The organism is Pseudomonas sp. MOIL14HWK12:I1, from assembly GCF_000510705.1.
Taxonomy (GTDB): domain Bacteria; phylum Pseudomonadota; class Gammaproteobacteria; order Pseudomonadales; family Pseudomonadaceae; genus Chryseomonas; species Chryseomonas oryzihabitans.
On record NZ_AZNY01000009.1, the window covers coordinates 201,675 to 216,632 of the forward strand.

14 protein-coding genes, 3 tRNA genes and 2 pseudogenes are annotated in these 14,958 nt (G+C 65.2%); 8 read left to right on the top strand and 11 right to left on the bottom strand.

Annotated features, from left to right (window positions below; all coding sequences use genetic code 11):
- The first annotated feature begins 523 nt into the window (after positions 1-523).
- Together PSEK12I1_RS0108245 and PSEK12I1_RS0108250 are read left to right on the top strand one after the other, a co-directional pair.
- A complete protein-coding gene (locus tag PSEK12I1_RS0108245) occupies positions 524-1,693 on the top strand; it encodes a GAF domain-containing protein (protein WP_027601248.1) in 1,170 nt (389 codons plus the stop codon).
- A 5-nt stretch (positions 1,694-1,698) separates the two neighbouring features.
- Positions 1,699-2,304, top strand: a complete 606-nt coding sequence (locus PSEK12I1_RS0108250) for a histidine phosphatase family protein (RefSeq protein ID WP_177323742.1) — start codon at positions 1,699-1,701, stop codon at positions 2,302-2,304.
- Between the two features lie 2 nt (positions 2,305-2,306).
- On the opposite strand, the gene PSEK12I1_RS25275 is transcribed toward PSEK12I1_RS0108250, so the two are convergent.
- The 7 genes and pseudogenes from PSEK12I1_RS25275 to PSEK12I1_RS0108275 form a co-directional block, all read right to left on the bottom strand.
- A complete protein-coding gene (locus PSEK12I1_RS25275) occupies positions 2,307-2,849 on the bottom strand; it encodes a methyl-accepting chemotaxis protein (RefSeq protein WP_371099719.1) in 543 nt (180 codons plus the stop codon).
- Positions 2,850-3,620, bottom strand: a pseudogene (locus tag PSEK12I1_RS25280) (PAS domain-containing protein); the annotation flags it as partial. It lies immediately after the preceding gene.
- 249 nt (positions 3,621-3,869) lie between these two features.
- A complete protein-coding gene (locus PSEK12I1_RS0108260; RefSeq protein WP_027601251.1) occupies positions 3,870-5,339 on the bottom strand; it encodes a chemotaxis protein CheW in 1,470 nt (489 codons plus the stop codon).
- Positions 5,336-5,911, bottom strand: coding sequence for a methyl-accepting chemotaxis protein (locus PSEK12I1_RS25285; RefSeq protein ID WP_371099720.1), 576 nt, complete (start codon positions 5,909-5,911; stop codon positions 5,336-5,338). The genes PSEK12I1_RS0108260 and PSEK12I1_RS25285 overlap by 4 nt, the downstream gene beginning before the upstream one ends.
- A gap of 30 nt (positions 5,912-5,941) precedes the next feature.
- Positions 5,942-7,810: pseudogene (locus PSEK12I1_RS0108265) on the bottom strand (PAS domain S-box protein); the annotation flags it as partial.
- Positions 7,811-7,952: 142 nt separating this feature from the next.
- Positions 7,953-8,738, bottom strand: a complete 786-nt coding sequence (locus tag PSEK12I1_RS0108270; RefSeq protein ID WP_027597679.1) for a sulfite exporter TauE/SafE family protein — start codon at positions 8,736-8,738, stop codon at positions 7,953-7,955.
- Between the two features lie 117 nt (positions 8,739-8,855).
- On the bottom strand, positions 8,856-9,218 hold the full coding sequence (locus PSEK12I1_RS0108275) for a hypothetical protein (RefSeq protein ID WP_027601253.1): 363 nt from the start codon (positions 9,216-9,218) through the stop codon (positions 8,856-8,858).
- A gap of 165 nt (positions 9,219-9,383) precedes the next feature.
- On the opposite strand from PSEK12I1_RS0108275, the gene PSEK12I1_RS0108280 reads away from it, so the two are divergent.
- The 3 genes from PSEK12I1_RS0108280 (at position 9,384) to PSEK12I1_RS0108290 (ending at position 10,152) form a co-directional block, all read left to right on the top strand.
- Entirely contained in the window at positions 9,384-9,587 is a 204-nt protein-coding gene (locus tag PSEK12I1_RS0108280; protein WP_007162186.1) for a hypothetical protein, read from the top strand.
- 76 nt (positions 9,588-9,663) lie between these two features.
- Positions 9,664-9,792: a hypothetical protein gene (locus PSEK12I1_RS24920; RefSeq protein ID WP_007162185.1), complete on the top strand. Its 129-nt coding sequence runs from the start codon at positions 9,664-9,666 to the stop codon at positions 9,790-9,792.
- Positions 9,793-9,969: 177 nt separating this feature from the next.
- Positions 9,970-10,152, top strand: a complete 183-nt coding sequence (locus tag PSEK12I1_RS0108290) for a hypothetical protein (RefSeq protein WP_007162184.1) — start codon at positions 9,970-9,972, stop codon at positions 10,150-10,152.
- A gap of 95 nt (positions 10,153-10,247) precedes the next feature.
- Here PSEK12I1_RS0108290 and PSEK12I1_RS0108295 read toward each other — a convergent pair.
- The 3 genes from PSEK12I1_RS0108295 to PSEK12I1_RS0108305 all read right to left on the bottom strand — a co-directional run bounded on the left by PSEK12I1_RS0108295 (position 10,248) and on the right by PSEK12I1_RS0108305 (position 10,571).
- Positions 10,248-10,332, bottom strand: a tRNA-Leu gene (locus tag PSEK12I1_RS0108295).
- 51 nt (positions 10,333-10,383) lie between these two features.
- Positions 10,384-10,459, bottom strand: a tRNA-His gene (locus PSEK12I1_RS0108300).
- Between the two features lie 35 nt (positions 10,460-10,494).
- Positions 10,495-10,571, bottom strand: a tRNA-Arg gene (locus tag PSEK12I1_RS0108305).
- A 247-nt stretch (positions 10,572-10,818) separates the two neighbouring features.
- Between PSEK12I1_RS0108305 and folD the strand changes: the two genes are divergently transcribed.
- Positions 10,819-11,673 carry a bifunctional methylenetetrahydrofolate dehydrogenase/methenyltetrahydrofolate cyclohydrolase FolD gene (folD, locus tag PSEK12I1_RS0108310; RefSeq protein WP_007162183.1) on the top strand — a complete coding sequence of 285 codons (855 nt, stop codon included), beginning with the start codon at positions 10,819-10,821 and terminating at the stop codon, positions 11,671-11,673.
- Between the two features lie 42 nt (positions 11,674-11,715).
- Here folD and PSEK12I1_RS0108315 read toward each other — a convergent pair whose 3' ends face one another.
- A complete protein-coding gene (locus PSEK12I1_RS0108315; protein WP_371099721.1) occupies positions 11,716-12,561 on the bottom strand; it encodes a glycine betaine ABC transporter substrate-binding protein in 846 nt (281 codons plus the stop codon).
- Positions 12,562-12,830: 269 nt separating this feature from the next.
- Between PSEK12I1_RS0108315 and PSEK12I1_RS0108320 the strand changes: the two genes are divergently transcribed.
- Together PSEK12I1_RS0108320 and PSEK12I1_RS0108325 are read left to right on the top strand one after the other, a co-directional pair.
- Positions 12,831-14,141: an alpha/beta fold hydrolase gene (locus tag PSEK12I1_RS0108320; protein ID WP_027597678.1), complete on the top strand. Its 1,311-nt coding sequence runs from the start codon at positions 12,831-12,833 to the stop codon at positions 14,139-14,141.
- Positions 14,142-14,238: 97 nt separating this feature from the next.
- Positions 14,239-14,955 (top strand): VacJ family lipoprotein, encoded by a 717-nt coding sequence (locus tag PSEK12I1_RS0108325; RefSeq protein WP_223855461.1) that lies wholly within the window; start codon positions 14,239-14,241, stop codon positions 14,953-14,955.
- Positions 14,956-14,958: the final 3 nt, after the last annotated feature.

The window sequence follows — 14,958 nt, forward strand, 5'->3', positions numbered from 1 at the left end:
TCGGTCATGCAGCGCAGTACCTACCACCCGATATTGGTCAGGTAGGAGTAATAGGCGCTGATGGGGCAAAGGAAGGTTCGCATGGGGCGCCACGCTACCCACTCGCCCGCCGCTTGGCAACTGCGAACCGCTCGCACTGCCGCTTCGACCAGATGTCGCACCTCCTCTGCCGGCGGCTGAACGAACGGCGACAGTGGCGTTCCGAGTCCTGTCCTTTGCCAGCAGTATCGAGACGCAGAGATGAACCTACCCGCTCCACCCCCCGAGATCCCCAGCACCGGCATGGCAGTCCCAGGCGTACCTGGACAAGGAATAGCCCTTGCGTGAGAGGATCTCCCCAATGAAAAGCATTACCCCGGCCAACCTGCTGTTGCTGCTGCTCTGCCTCACGGTGCTGGCCTACGCCACCGATCTGATCGGCTAGACGGCATCGGCCTGGCGGCTGGCTCTGCGGCCTGACGGTTGCTCTCCGCCGTCTCTTGGCCTAGCGTTCAGGCCCTGTCCGTAAGAGAACTACCGCGCCATGCCCAGCCAACCCTCCAGCACCGTCGAAAGCGTCGAGCTGCTGACGTCCCTGGATTCCGTCGCGGCGCTCCTGCGCGTGGTCTGCGACATCAGCGGCCTCGGGGTCGCCACCGTGGCCGAGGTCACCGAGCAGCGCTGGATCGCCTGCGCGGTGGAGGATCGCATCGCCTTCGGCCTGCAACCCGGCGCCGAACTGGATCTCGAATCCACCCTGTGCAATCAAGTGCGCTCCTCCCACGACGCCGTGATCATCAGCGATGTGACCCAGAACCCTACTTACTGCGACCATCCGGCGCCCGGCCTCTATGGCTGGAAGAGCTATCTGTCGGTCCCGGTGTTCCGGCCCAATGGCACCTTCTTCGGCACGCTGTGCGCCTTCGATCCCCAGCCCGCACCGCGGCTGGAGCAGCGCCCGGTGATCGACACCCTGGACGGCTTCGCCCGTCTGCTGGGGGAATTGCTCGCCCGGGAAGAACAGCGTCGCGAGGCGAGCCCCGGCGCGCGTGGCGACCTCGATCTCACACCGCTGCGCGAGCAACTGCTGGTGCTGCTGGAAGAAGACCTGCAGCGTCCGCTGCAGGCGCTGGCCAAGGAGGCGTCCGCGGACGCCGCCCAGGCGCAGCGCTTGCAAGCCGAGGCCCAGCGCCTGGCCGAACGCAGCGCTGCGGCCGCCGATTTCGTCCGTGTGCGTCTCGGCCACGGCCTGCCGCTGAAACTGACCTTGGTGGAGGGCGTCAACGAGCGTCTGACCAACCTGCTCGCCACGCTGCAGGCCCGTTTTCCCGACCAGACCCTAGGCAGCGAGCTGCCGGAGTTACCCGCCGCGGTGCGCCTCGACCTGCCGCGCCTGCTGCAGGCCATGGGCGCGCTGCTGGAGTGGGTCGCGTCCCGCAATCCTGCCGGCGGCACCCTGCTGCTGCGCGGCGAGCTCGACGAACGCTGCTATCGCCTCGCCGTGGAAAGCCGCACCGCCGTGGTGGATCCCGGCAGCCTCAGCCAGGTGTTCCAGCCGGCGCTGACCGAGGCCACGCCTGAACAGCCCGCCCGCCTGGAGTTGAGCCTCTACCTCGCCCAGGAAGTCGCCCGCGGCCATGGCGGCAGCCTGGTCGCGCGCCAGGAAAACGGCCGTCTGCGCTTCATCCTCACCCTACCCACTGCCCTGGACTGATGCCCTTGCCCTTCCCCGCTCCCTTGCTGGTGATCCGTCACGGCGAAACCGACTGGAATGCCAGCGGCCGCCTGCAGGGTCGCCAGGACATACCGCTCAACGCCCGTGGCCGGGCCCAGGCCGAGGCCGTGGGCCTGGCCCTGCGCGAACGCCTCGACGTCGCTCGCTTCACCTGCCTGAGCAGTCCGCTGCAACGCGCCAGCGAAACCCTCGATCTGATCCTGGCGCAGCTGCCCGGTGCTCCACTCAGCCTGGGCCGCGATGCGCGTCTGGCGGAAAAGGCCTTTGGCGACTGGGAAGGCCTGGACATGCCGACCATCGCCCAGCGCTATCCCGAGCAGCACGCCCAGCGCATGGCCGAGCCCTATACCTTTAGGGTGCCCGGTGGCGAAAGCTATGCCGATGCCGCCGAACGGGTGCGCCCCCTGCTGGAGGAACTCCAGGGTCCCACCCTGCTGGTGGCCCATGGCGCCCTGATCCGCAGCCTGGTGGTGGCCATCGGCCTGGCCAGCCCGGAGGTGGCGACCCGGATGGTCATCCACCAGGGCCGCTGGCTGGAGCTGGATGCGGCCGGTTATGCGTGGTACAGCGCCCCCGGCTGGGACGCCTAGCCTTAACTCAGCCGGCGGGCGAACTGGCTGACCGCGCCCACCACCTGGCGGGCGCCCTCCTGGATCTCGGTGATGCGCACCCCGGCGTTGCTGGCGAGGTGCAGCCCCTGCTCCGCCTGCTGGCGACTGGCGGCCATGTTGCTGACCGCCGTCTGCGCCAGTTGCTGGTTCTGCTGCACCACGCCGACGATCTCCTCGGTGGCCTTGCTGGTGCGCCCGGCCAGTTGCCGGACCTCGTCCGCCACCACCGCGAAGCCGCGCCCCTGCTCGCCGGCCCGGGCGGCTTCGATGGCGGCGTTGAGCGCCAGCAGATTGGTCTGCTCGGCGATGCCGCTGATGGTCTTGACGATGGCGCTGATCACCAGCGACTGCTTGCCGAGGTCCTCGATGCCATTGGCGGCGACCTGGATCTCGTCGGCGATGCGGGTCATCACCGCGACCGTGTCCTGCACCACCGCCGCGCCCTGGCGGGCGCTTTCGTCGGTGGTCTGGGAGATGTCGAAGGCGACCCGCGCGGCCTCGGCCACCGCCAGTTCCTGTTCCACCTGATCGGTGATGACGGTGGCGAACTTGATGACCTTGTACAGCTCGCCGCGGGTATTGAGCACTGGGTTGTAGGAAGCTTCCAGCCAGACGGTACGGCCATGGCTGTCGATGCGCTTGAAGCGGCTGGCCACGTAGTCGCCGCGATTGAGGCGCTCCCAGAAGGCGCGATAGTCGGCCGATTCGGCCTCTTCACGGGTGCAGAACATCCGGTGGTGCTTGCCGACGATCTGCGCCAGCGAATAGCCCATGCCCTGCAGGAAGCGCTCGTTGGCGGTCAGCACCTCGCCGGACAGGTTGAATTCGATCACCGCGGTGGATCTCAGCAGCGCATTGATGATGCCCGAGTGTTCGGTGGAGGTCTCCACCTGCTCGGTACGGTCATAGGCATAGCAGCGGATCTGCTTGACCTGGCCCTGGCTATCGCGCACTGGCGTCCAGATCGCATAGAGCCAGGCGACGCCGCCCGTTCCGCGCAGCAGCCGATAGATGCCACTGGCCTGGCGGCCTTCGCTGAAGCTGCGTTTCAGGTCGCCGTAGCAGACCAGCTTCTTCACGTAGTCCGGAATGATGTCGTCCAGATTGCGCCCGGTCAGACTGCCGGGGGCGTAGCCCAGGCAGAGCGCGAAGTTCTCGTTGAAATCCTCGATCCGGCCCTGGGCGTCCAGCAGCAGATGCAGCGAATCCTGATGGAAGGCCGCGCTCACCTGGCGGTGCTCGGACAGTTCGGCTTCGAGATCGGCGATGCGACGTTTGAGTGCGACGTTGAACATGGGATCACCCAGGAAAGTTGTGTCTTTCTCTGGTTCGACGCGCCGCGGGATTTCTTGACCGGGTGCTGATGAACGCCTGGCTCCCGAGCCGGCAACAACAGCGCCGATCGCGCGCCCAGCCTGACATTGGAGGGAAAACCCGAGCGGCTCTAGCCTGCCGCTGCCGCTTCGATGATGGCGCCCGGCAGCGCCGTACCAGAGGGCCGGCGATCCGTTACCCGACCGCTCGGCGAAGCGACAGGCGGTAGGTCAGATCGCCGCGGCCAAGGGCTCCGGCAGGGTCTGGCGTGGCTGGCCTTCCAGGCGCCGCGCCAGGGCGCCGAGGTCGATCAGGGTCGCCTGGCGACTGTTGCCCGGAGCCCCTACCCCTACCCAGCTCTGCGCCCGCTGCGCCGGCACCGCGCCGCCCTCCCCGGGCAGTTGCCAGCTGCGCGTCAGGGCATCGGCGCGCAATTCGGTAAAGGCCTCGATAGCTTCCACCCGCTGCACCACGAAGCCCAGGCGCTGGTGCTGCCCTTCCACCACGATCACCTGATCGCCGGGGCCGGGAGCGACCGCCACCGCGCCGGCGAGGGTGCGCAGGCACACCAGGGTGATCTGCTGGCCGCGGACCTCCATCACCCCCAGCAGCCGCGGATCCCGCTGACCGAGGCGCAGGAAGTGCGCCGGCAGCGGCAGGACCTCGGCCACCTGCTCCAGCGGTACGGCGAACAGCAGTTCGGCGAGAAAGGTCAGGCACGGCTGACGTCGCACCTGGCGGCGCTCTTCGCGCAACAGGTCGCGATCGGTGCGATAGATCCGCGCATAGGCGACCGCCGCCTCCTGGCACCCCAGGGCCAGATGATCGATCACGATCGCCGCCTCGCCGTCCGCGGCGCTGAATACCCCACGCAACAGCGCCGGCTGCTCCAGGCCAAAGCCCAGCAGTGGCGCGCATTGCGCCGGATCCCGGCGCCACATGCCAAGCAGCCGCTGGAAGCCGAAGGCGACCCGATACTGACCCTGGTCGCCCGCCGCCAGCACCAGCAGCTGCTCATGGTGACCGTTCGCCGGCGTGGCCAGGCCGAGCAGCTCGGACAGCTCCAGCACCGGCAGGGCCTGGCCCCGCAGCTGCACCTGATAGCGACAGCTGTCGCTGGCGAATTCGCTGGGGGTCAGTTGCGGTCGATCCACCAGCTCCTGCACCACCGCCGCGTCCAGGCACAGGCGGCGCCCGTCGCACTCGAACAGCAGATAGAGGCGCTCCCCTTCCTTGCCGCTGGCCACCTGCTGCCGCGTCGACGGCACGTCGGCACTGACCTCGAAGCCCGGCAAGGCGGCCAGGGCGTCCAGGTCCAGCAGATGCACCAGCCGACCGCTGTCCGGGCGCAGGTACACCCGCCCCAGCAGGCGTCCAGGCGCCCCTTGCAACCGTACGATGACGTCATCCGCCAGACCGAGGAGATCCACCACGCCATCAATGGCCAGGCCGAAGCGTCCACCGCCCTGGCGGATCACGGCGATCCGCCGCTCGCCCGCGACCGCCGGCAGCCCCAGCAGGCGATGACCGTCCACCAGCGGCAGCGGCTGGCCGCCCAGCTCGAAGAGGCCGAGCAGCCAGGGCACCTGACTCGGATGAGGGGCCAGGCGCTCCGGCCAGGGCACCACGCGTTCCAGGGCCTGGACGGACAGGGCGACTTCCAGTTCGCCGATCCGCACGACGCCCTGGGTCGCGGTCACGATCGCGCTCCCCCGGTCACCGGCGTGAGGGTGGTGGCCGCGTCCAGCTCCTGGATCAGTTGATTGACCCGCGCCGCATCCTCGAGCTGGGCCGCGGTGGAGCCGTTGATGGCCTCGATGGACTGCTGAGTCTTGCCCACCCCTTCGGCGATCAGGCCAAAGGCCTCGCCCACGCTGCGCGAGATCTCGCTGCCCTGGGCGATACTCTTGACCGACTCCAGGATCAGCTTGTTGATCTCCTTGGTCGCCTGGGACGACTTCTCGGCCAGCTTGCGCACCTCGTCGGCCACCACCGAGAAGCCCAGTCCGTGTTCGCCGGCGCGGGCCGCCTCGATGGCGGCGTTGAAGGCCAGCATGTTGGTCTGGTTGGCGATGTCGCTGATCACCTGAACGATGTCCTGGATGCCTCCGGCGGTGGTGCCTATGGCCTCCATGGCGTCCAGCGAGCGGCCCAGGGTCAGGGAGCCGCGTTCGGCTTCCTCCAGGGTGCGTCGGGCCATGCGGTTGGCGTCGTCGGTGGTCTCGGCGATCTGGTTGATGGAGCGGGTCAGGGCATGCAGCGAGAGATTCATCTGCTCGATCTTCTGCCGCAGGTGCTGCTCCAGCTCCACCTGGCGGGTGATATCGGTGGCGAACTTCACCACCTTGTGCACCTGACCGTCGGCGTCGAAGATGGGGTTGTAGGTGGCCTGGATCCAGATGCGCTGGCCGAACTTGCTCAGCCGCATGAAGCGTCCGCCAAACACCTCGCCCTGGGCCAGCCGCGCCCAGAACTCGCGGTATTCGCCGGAGGCGACGTGTTCCGCCTCGCAGAAGATGCGGTGATGCTGCCCGCGGATCTCTTCCAGGCGATAACCCAGGGTCGCCAGGAAGTTGCGATTGGCTTCGAGGATCTTGCCGGTCAGGTCGAATTCGATCACCGCCTGGCCACGGTCGATGGCCGCCACCTTGCCCGCATAGTCGCTATTGCGAATCTGGCTTTCGGTGATGTCCACGGCGAACTTCACCACCTTGCACGGCTTGCCGTCGGCGTCGAAGATCGGGTTGTAGGTGGCCTGGATCCAGATCTCCTCGCCCCGGCTGTTGCGTCTCTTGTACACCCCGGCGTCGAATTCGCCCCGCGCCAATTTATCCCAGAACAACCGGTACTCCGCGGAACGGGCATAGTCGTCGGGACAGAAGATGCGGTGGTGCTTGCCCACCACTTCATCGGCCTGGTAACCCAGGGCCAGCAGGAAGTTGCGGTTGGCGGTGAGCACCGTGCCGTCGAGGGAGAACTCGGCGATGGCCTGGGAGCGGTCGATGGCCGCCACCTTGCCTTCGTAGTCGCTGTTGCGCAGCTGACTCTCGGTGACGTCGCTGGCGAACTTGACCACCTTGTACGGCTTGCCCTCGGCATCGAGGATGGGGTTGTAGGTGGCCTGGATCCACACCTGGCGGCCGTCGCTGGCGCGTCTCTTGTACAGCCCGGTATCGAAGTCGCCGCGGCCGAGCTTCTCCCAGAACAGCCGATAGCCCGGCGAGCGGGCGTGCTCGGGTTCGCAGAAGATCCGGTGATGCTTGCCGCGCACCTCGTCCAGGCTGTAACCCATGGCCGACAGGAAATTCTCGTTGGCGGTCAGGATATTGCCGTGCAGATCGAATTCGATCACCGCCTGGGCACGATCGATGGCGGCCATCTTGCCTTCGAACTCCGCGGCCTGCAGTTGCGCATCGGTGACATCGGTGGCGAACTTCACCACCTTGTAGGGCCGACCGTCGCTGTCGAGGATGGGGTTGTAGGTGGCCTGGATCCAGATCGGCCGGCCATCGCGGCGGATGCGCTTGTAGACGCCGGTATCGAAGACGCCCTGCCCCAGGCGATTCCACAGCAGGGCGTATTCCGCCGAGCGCGCATAGTCGGCCGGGCACATCAGGCTGTGATGACGCCCGCGCAGCTCGTCCAGCGCATAGCCGGTCATGCCGAGGAAATTGTCGTTGGCCCAGAGCACGTTGCCCTGCAGATCGAATTCGATCACCGCCTGGGAACGATGGATCGCCTCGATCTTGCCCTCGTACTCGACCGCCTGCAGGCGCGTCTCGGTGATGTCGGTGGCGAACTTGATGATGCGCTGCGGGCGCCCTTGCGCATCCAGCAACGGATTGTAGGTGGCGCGGATCCACCTCAGGCTGCCGTCCTTGTGCCTGCGGCGATAGACACCGCTATGGAAATCGCCGCGCCCCAGCGTTGCCCAGAAATCCTGATAGTCATCGCTTTCCGCTACCCCGGGCGGGCAGAACAGCCGGTGATGCCGCCCACTGATCTCCTCGAGACGATAGCCGAAGGTCTCCAGGAAGTTGTCGTTGGCGTGCAGCACATTGCCCTGCAGATCGAATTCGATCACCGCCAGGGAGCGGTCCAGCGCCTGGCGCAGCGCGTGATAGGCAGAGGCGTCGTCAACAGCGACGAATTCGGCAGTGGCGGAGGACATGGGACAGCTCCAGGAAAGGACTCGGCGATCAGGTTATCGGCAATCGCGATAACAGTTTTAATACCGCCTATCCTAGAGATGTTTTGCACTAGCGGATCGCCAGTAGTCGTCCGATGAACGACCTTAAGTTTTCCATCTAGGCTCAGACCACCAGCTTGGTGCCTATGACCAGCAGCATGACCGCCAGGCAGGGCCGCAGGACAGCGTCCGGTACCCGTCCGGAGAGATGACTGCCCAGGAAGATGCCCGGCAGCGAACCCAGCAACAGAAAGCCCAGGACATGCCAGTCCAGATTGCCCAGGCCGGCGTGTCCCAGCCCTGCCACCAGTGTCAGGGGGACCGCATGGGCGATCTCGGTGCCGACCAGACGCCGGGTCGCCATCAGCGGATAGAGCAGAAAGAGCGCCACCGTACCCAGGGCACCCGCGCCGATGGAGGTCAGGGTCACCATGAAGCCCAGTACCGCGCCGGTCAGGACCGTCAGGGCATTGAGCCGCCCGGCGCTCAGGTGGAATCTGTCGCCGGCATGGCGGCTGGCAAAGACGAAGATCTGCTTTTTGAACAGGATGGCCAGGGCCGTCAGCAGCAACACGATGCCGAGGGCATGCTTGATCAGTGTATTGGTCGCCTGCTGATCACCGGGTAGCAGGGCCAGGGCGAGCAGCGTCAGGGCCGCCGCGGGCACGCTGCCGGCGGCCAGCCAACCGGTCACCTTCCAGTCGATGTTGCTATTGCGCTGGTGGACGAAGACGCCGCCCGCCTTGGTGATGGCGGCATAGAGCAGATCGGTCCCCACCGCTGCGGCCGGATTGATCCCGAACCAGAGCAGGATGGGCGTCATCAGCGAGCCACCGCCCACCCCTGTCATGCCGACGATGAAGCCAACCACCAGCCCCGCGACCACGAAGCCCATCGACCCTACTTCCATTACAGCCCCAATTGCCGTTGTCGGCTCATCTTGCGGCCGCACAGGATAACCACTCAGGTTATGCCGACCTATATGAAAAGAGTCTTTGCTTATAACCGAAAACGCTAAACCAGGGGATCATCGGCCCTGGTGGGCATTCAGATAGGCCGCCACCTCGTCGTCGCCATAGCCGGCGCGCCGCGCATGGGTTTCGATGGCGGCGCGACAGGCAGGGTCGGTGATGGTCGCTGGTAGGGTGGACCCGCACGGCGTCAGGGCCGCCTGGGCCAGGAAGCTCGCGAGATCCTGCTTGTGTTCGTCGGCGACGGGATGGGTACCCGTGGTGGGTGCATGGGCCGCTACCGGCGGCGTGGTGGTGGCCACCACGGCCGGCTCGCTGCCGGTCGAGTCGCTGCGATGGGTAGTGGCCACCGCGGCGATCACCAGCAGGCCGAAACCTGCGGTCAGCTTCAGCAACTTGCGCGTCGAATTCCCGCTCATGATCTGTTCTTCCCTCTATAAAGCTGACATCTCGGACCTGAAAACGACATGAGCTGCCGAAAGTCCGACTTTTGACCAATCAAGTCAGACAATATTTTTCCCACCTGTGTTCAGTCGAAGCTCCCCCATGCCACACTCCGAAGCGTCAGGAGATAGGAGCGGCTCATGCAGCAGAAGGATTTCATCGGGCCCCGCCTGCGCCAGCTCAGTGCGGATCTCTCGCTCGCCGATCGGCTGGCGGAGAGCGCCCAGGTCGATCTCAACGCCGATCTCAAGCGCCGGGTTCGCGAAGACCTGGAACAGGCGCTGCGCGAAGTGGGTCAGCTCAGCGAAGAACAGACGCTCTGGCTGAACTGGGCGAACAGCTAGCCTTGATGCGACCGGTGTCGTCGCGCTGTAACGCGCGGTTGCTATCTGTAGCGGCATCTACCTTCTGGAGCCCAGCATGAAAGCGGAATACGAAATCAGTGATGACATCGCCCAGTTCGTGGGCGGCGCCTTGATCAGCCTGGTCCTGATCAGTGGCGGAGCCCTCGGCGGCGCCTTCTTCCTGCTGACCTCAACACTCAACTGACCGTTGGTCGCCACCTCCTGCCTGACCCGCCCTGGGGCGCGGCCGTCCCTGACCGGCTGCGCGGCCAGCGGCGCCGCCGCCACTCGTCCGGGCTCTCCAGGCAGCTTGCATTACCCGCCCAGCGCATTATCTTGAAGGTGCCAATAACAATTAGTGCATACGGCAAGAGGTCGGATCATGCGAACCCAATTGACCCGCTCGATCACCCTGTTCGACAGCGCCATCGATCAGTCCGCCACGGCAGGCTCGCCGCCGCCCGTGTGCCACAGGCGCACCGCGCAACGCTGGACCCGGGCCCTGCTGTTCGGCACTTCGTTGGCCTTCGCCCTCTGCGCGCCGCTGCTGCGGCATCTGCACTGAGGTCCGGCGCCGACGCTAGCGATCCTCTGGCCGCCCGCTAAATCGCGGGCACAAAAAAACCGGCACTGGGCCGGTCTCTTGCTGTGCATCTTGATTGGTGCGGACGGAGAGACTCGAACTCTCACACCTTGCGGCGCCAGAACCTAAATCTGGTGTGTCTACCAATTCCACCACGTCCGCGAGACGCTTGAAACACGAACGCCAGACACAAGGTCTGGCGTTCGCTAAATATGGGGTGGACGATGGGAATCGAACCCACGACACCAGGAGCCACAATCCTGTGCTCTACCAACTGAGCTACGCCCACCATATCTTACCTGCTTGCCGTCGCCGAACCGCCAATGGCGCGCCCGGCAGGACTCGAACCTGCGACCATCCGCTTAGAAGGCGGATGCTCTATCCAGCTGAGCTACGGGCGCCTGTTACGGCAGCTGCCCTAGCAGAGACTTCCTTGGTGAGAAGCCTCTTGCCTGGCCCTTGTCAGTGACTTGGGCTGTGCTCGGCAAGCGGGGCGAATGTTATAAAGCTCGCGCAGGTCCGTCAACTAATTTTTTAAAAATTTTTAAGCAGAAGAATGAGTTAGCCGCCGCAGAGGCTTCTCTGTTGCGAGCGGGCCCGTCCATGCGAAAATAGCCGACCCTTTTCCGTCACCACCAGAAATCGCCCATGACCGCCCAACTGATCGACGGCAAGTCCATTGCCGCCCGCCTGCGCCAGGATATTGCCCAGCGAGTCTCTCAACGTCGTAGCGCCGGACTGCGCGCCCCTGGCCTCGCCGTCATCCTGGTCGGCGACGATCCCGCCTCGCGCGTCTATGTGGCGCACAAGCGCAAGGACTGCGAAGAGGTCGGTTTCGACTCCTATGCCCATGACCTGCCGGCCACTACCAGCCAGGCCGAGCTGGAAGCCCTGATCGATCGTCTGAATGACGACACCGGCGTCGACGGCATCCTGCTGCAACTGCCCCTCCCCGCCCACCTGGACGCCACCGGGTTGCTGGAGCGCATCCGCACCGACAAGGACGTGGACGGCTTCCACCCCTACAATTTGGGCCGGCTGGCGCAGCGCAATCCCCAGCTGCGTCCCTGCACGCCCAAGGGCATCATGACCCTGCTGCACAGCACCGGCGTCGACCTCTATGGCCTGGATGCGGTGGTCGTCGGCGCCTCCAATATCGTCGGCCGCCCCATGGCGCTGGAATTGCTGCTGGCCGGCTGCACCACCACCGTGACCCACAGGTTCACCCGCTCCCTCGAGCACCATGTCAGCCAGGCCGACTTGGTGGTGGTCGCCGTGGGCAAGCCCGGACTGGTCAAGGGTGAATGGATCAAGCCCGGCGCCATCGTCATCGACGTCGGCATCAATCGTCAGGCCGATGGCCGCCTGGTCGGCGACGTCGAATACGAAAGCGCCTGCGAACGCGCCAGCTGGATCACCCCGGTCCCGGGTGGCGTCGGCCCCATGACGCGGGCCTGCCTGCTGGAGAACACGCTGTACGCGGCCGAGCAGCTGCACAGCTAGCAAAACGGGCCCCGCGGGGCCCGTTCTTCATTCGGCCAACCCTCAGGGCAGCCAGGACTTCACGCGATCCGGATGGGCAGCGATCCAGGCCTTGGCCGCTTCTTCCGGCTTCTTGCCTTCTTCCACGGCCAGCATCACCTCGTTCACCTCACCCGGCTGCCAGGCGAATTTCTTCAGGAAATCCCAGACCGGCTTGGCCTTGGCTTCGAGGGCCGGGTTGGCCACGGTGTCCACATGCTCGGAGCCACCGAACACGCCCTTGGGATCTTCGAGGAACTTGAGCTTCCACTTGGCGAACATCCAGTGCGGTACCCAGCCCGTCACCACGACCGGCTTCTGGTCCTTTTCCGCCCGGGTCAGCTCGGCGATCATGCCGCTGCCCGAACTGGCCACCAGCTTGTAGTCCAGGCCGTAATCCTTGATCGCCTGGTCGGCCTTGAGCATGACCCCGGCACCGGCGTCGATACCGACGATCCGGCCGCCGAAGTCGGCCTTCTGCGCCTGCAGATCGGCGATGCTGTTGGCCTTGACGTACTCCGGCACGATCAGACCGATCTTGGCATCGGGGGTATTGACGTTCAGATCGACCACCTGGTCCTTCATCTTCTCGTAGTAGGCGCCGTGAGTGACCGGCAACCAGGCGGAGAGCATGGCGTCGAGCTTGCCGCGCGCGACCCCCTGCCACATGATGCCGGCGGCGACCGGCATGAGCTTGACCTCATAGCCCAGATTCTGGCGGATCACTTCAGCTGCGGTATGGGTCGTGGCCACGCTATCGGCCCAGCCATCGACATAGCCGATGGTGATTTCCGGCTTGGCCGCCTGGGCCAGGCTCATGGCCGAGGTCAGCGCAACACCGAGTCCTATTCCCAACAGTTTCTTCACCATGCTCATGCAGCAGTCCTCTCGCTATGGAAGTCGGGCGGTTGCCCCACCCCCATCATTCGGGCAATGCAAGATGGCCACTACCGCCTGGACGACGCATAACGACCGGTTAGCGACAAGAGCTGCACTTTTCGCGACATCCGATGTCGCTTGACGCAGCCCGTCGACCGCTCTGTAATCGACGCCTCGCAGAAACCTTCGCTTGCCGATGCAACCTATCGGCGAGTCGTTGTCTTACCTACGCTCTCAAGCCCTCTGAAAGGACTCTGTCCATGCGTCTTCCGTTGCGCGTCGCCGCCCTGCTGGGCGCGCTGTTTTCCGGCCTCTGGGGTACCGCGCACGCGGCCGCCGAAGTGGATGCCGCCACCTATGGCTATCCACTGGTCAATCCTTTCGAAGCCACCATCGTCACCACGCCGGAAAAATTCCGCCCCGAGCTGCCGCCCGAAAGCACCATCGACCAGGATGACTACAGTCTCAACCTGCGTCCGGAGCGGGAATACCAGCTGCCCGGCAACTTCTGGCCGGTGAAGAAATTCCACTACCGCCTCGCCCGCCAGGACCATCCGGCGCCGCTGATCTTCCTGATCGCCGGCACCGGGGCCAACTACTCTTCTAGCACCCAGGAATACCTCAAGCGGCTGTATTACGCGGCCGGCTACCACGTGGTGCAGCTGTCCTCGCCCACCAGCTGGGACTTCATGGTGTCGGTGTCGCGCACCGCCACCCCGGGCTACACCCCGCACGATGCCGAGGACCTCTATCGGGCCATGCAGGCGGTGCGCGCCCAGCATCCCAAGCTGCCCGTCACCGACTACTACCTGACCGGCTACAGCCTGGGCGGCCTGGACGCCGCCTTCGTCTCCTACCTGGACGAAAGCCAGCGCAGCTTCAATTTCAAGAAGGTGCTGATGGTCAATCCGCCGGTCAATCTGCTTACCTCGGTACGCAACCTGGATCGCCTGGTGCAGACCGAGGTGAAGGGCGTCACCAACAACCGCACCTTCTACGAGCTGATCCTGTCCAAGCTGACCCGCTACTTCCAGGAAAAGGGCTACGTCGACTTCAACGACGCCGTGGTGCGCGACTTCCAGCGCTCGCCGGAGCGGCTGAGCAACGAAGAACTGGCCATGCTGATCGGATCGTCCTTCCGCTTCTCGGCAGCCGACATCGCCTTTACCTCCGACCTGATCAACCGTCGCGGCCTGATCACCCCGCCGACCTACCCGATCAGCGAGGGCACCAGCCTGACGCGCTTCTTCGCCCGTTCGCTGCAGTGCGACTTCGACTGCTACATGACCGAGCAGGTGATGCCGTTCTGGCAAAAGAACTTCAAGGGGCAGAACCTCGACGATCTGGCGCGCAAGTCCAGCCTCACCGCGCTGGAGGACTATCTGAAGAGCAGCCCGAAGATCGGCGTCATGCACAATGCCGACGACATCATCCTCGGCCCGGGCGACCTCGGTTTCCTGCGCAAGACCTTTGGCGATCGCTTGACCGTCTATCCCCACGGCGGCCATTGCGGCAATCTCAACTACCGCGTCAACGCGAACGCCATGCTGGAGTTCTTCGCCCGTGGTTAAGTCCCTGCTCGCTCTTCTCCTGATGGCCAGTGCCTCGGTATTCGCTGCCGAATCGAGCCCGCCGCCCTCCTCCACCCTGACCATCGGCTCGGACACCATGCCGGCCGCGCCCGTGGGCGCCGACGGCTTCAGCAATCCGCTGTCGACCCTCAAGTACAACCCGGGGCTGGACCAGCGCGAATTCGAACGGGCGTCACTGGTGGCGCTGGACGTCTACGACCCCTTCGAATCCTGGAACCGCCACGTCTACCACTTCAACTATCGGCTGGACGAGTGGGTCCTGCTGCCGGTGGTCAATGGCTATCGCTATATCACCCCGCGCTTCGTCCGCTCGGGCGTGAGCAACTTCTTCAGCAACCTGGGCGACGTCAACAACCTGCTCAACAGCCTGCTGCAGTTCAAGGGCCGCCGCGCCCTGGACACCACCGGCCGGCTGCTGCTCAACACCACCGTGGGGGTGTTCGGCCTGTGGGATCCGGCGACCCGCGTCGGGCTGATCAAGCAGCCGGAAGACTTCGGCCAGACCCTGGGCTTCTATGGCGTGGGTGACGGTCCCTTCCTGATGCTGCCGATCCTCGGCCCGTCCAACCTGCGCGACACCGGTGGCCTGGCGGTGGACTTCGCCGCCGAGGCGCAGATCAACTTCCTCAACGTCAGCGACGAGAGCAGTCGTCATCCGGAGATCATGGTGCTGCGCGGCATCAACCTCAGGTACGTGACCGACATGAGATACGGCCAGCTCAACTCGCCCTTCGAGTACGAGAAGATCCGCTACTTCTACACCAAGGCGCGGGAACTGCAGATCGCCGAATAAGGC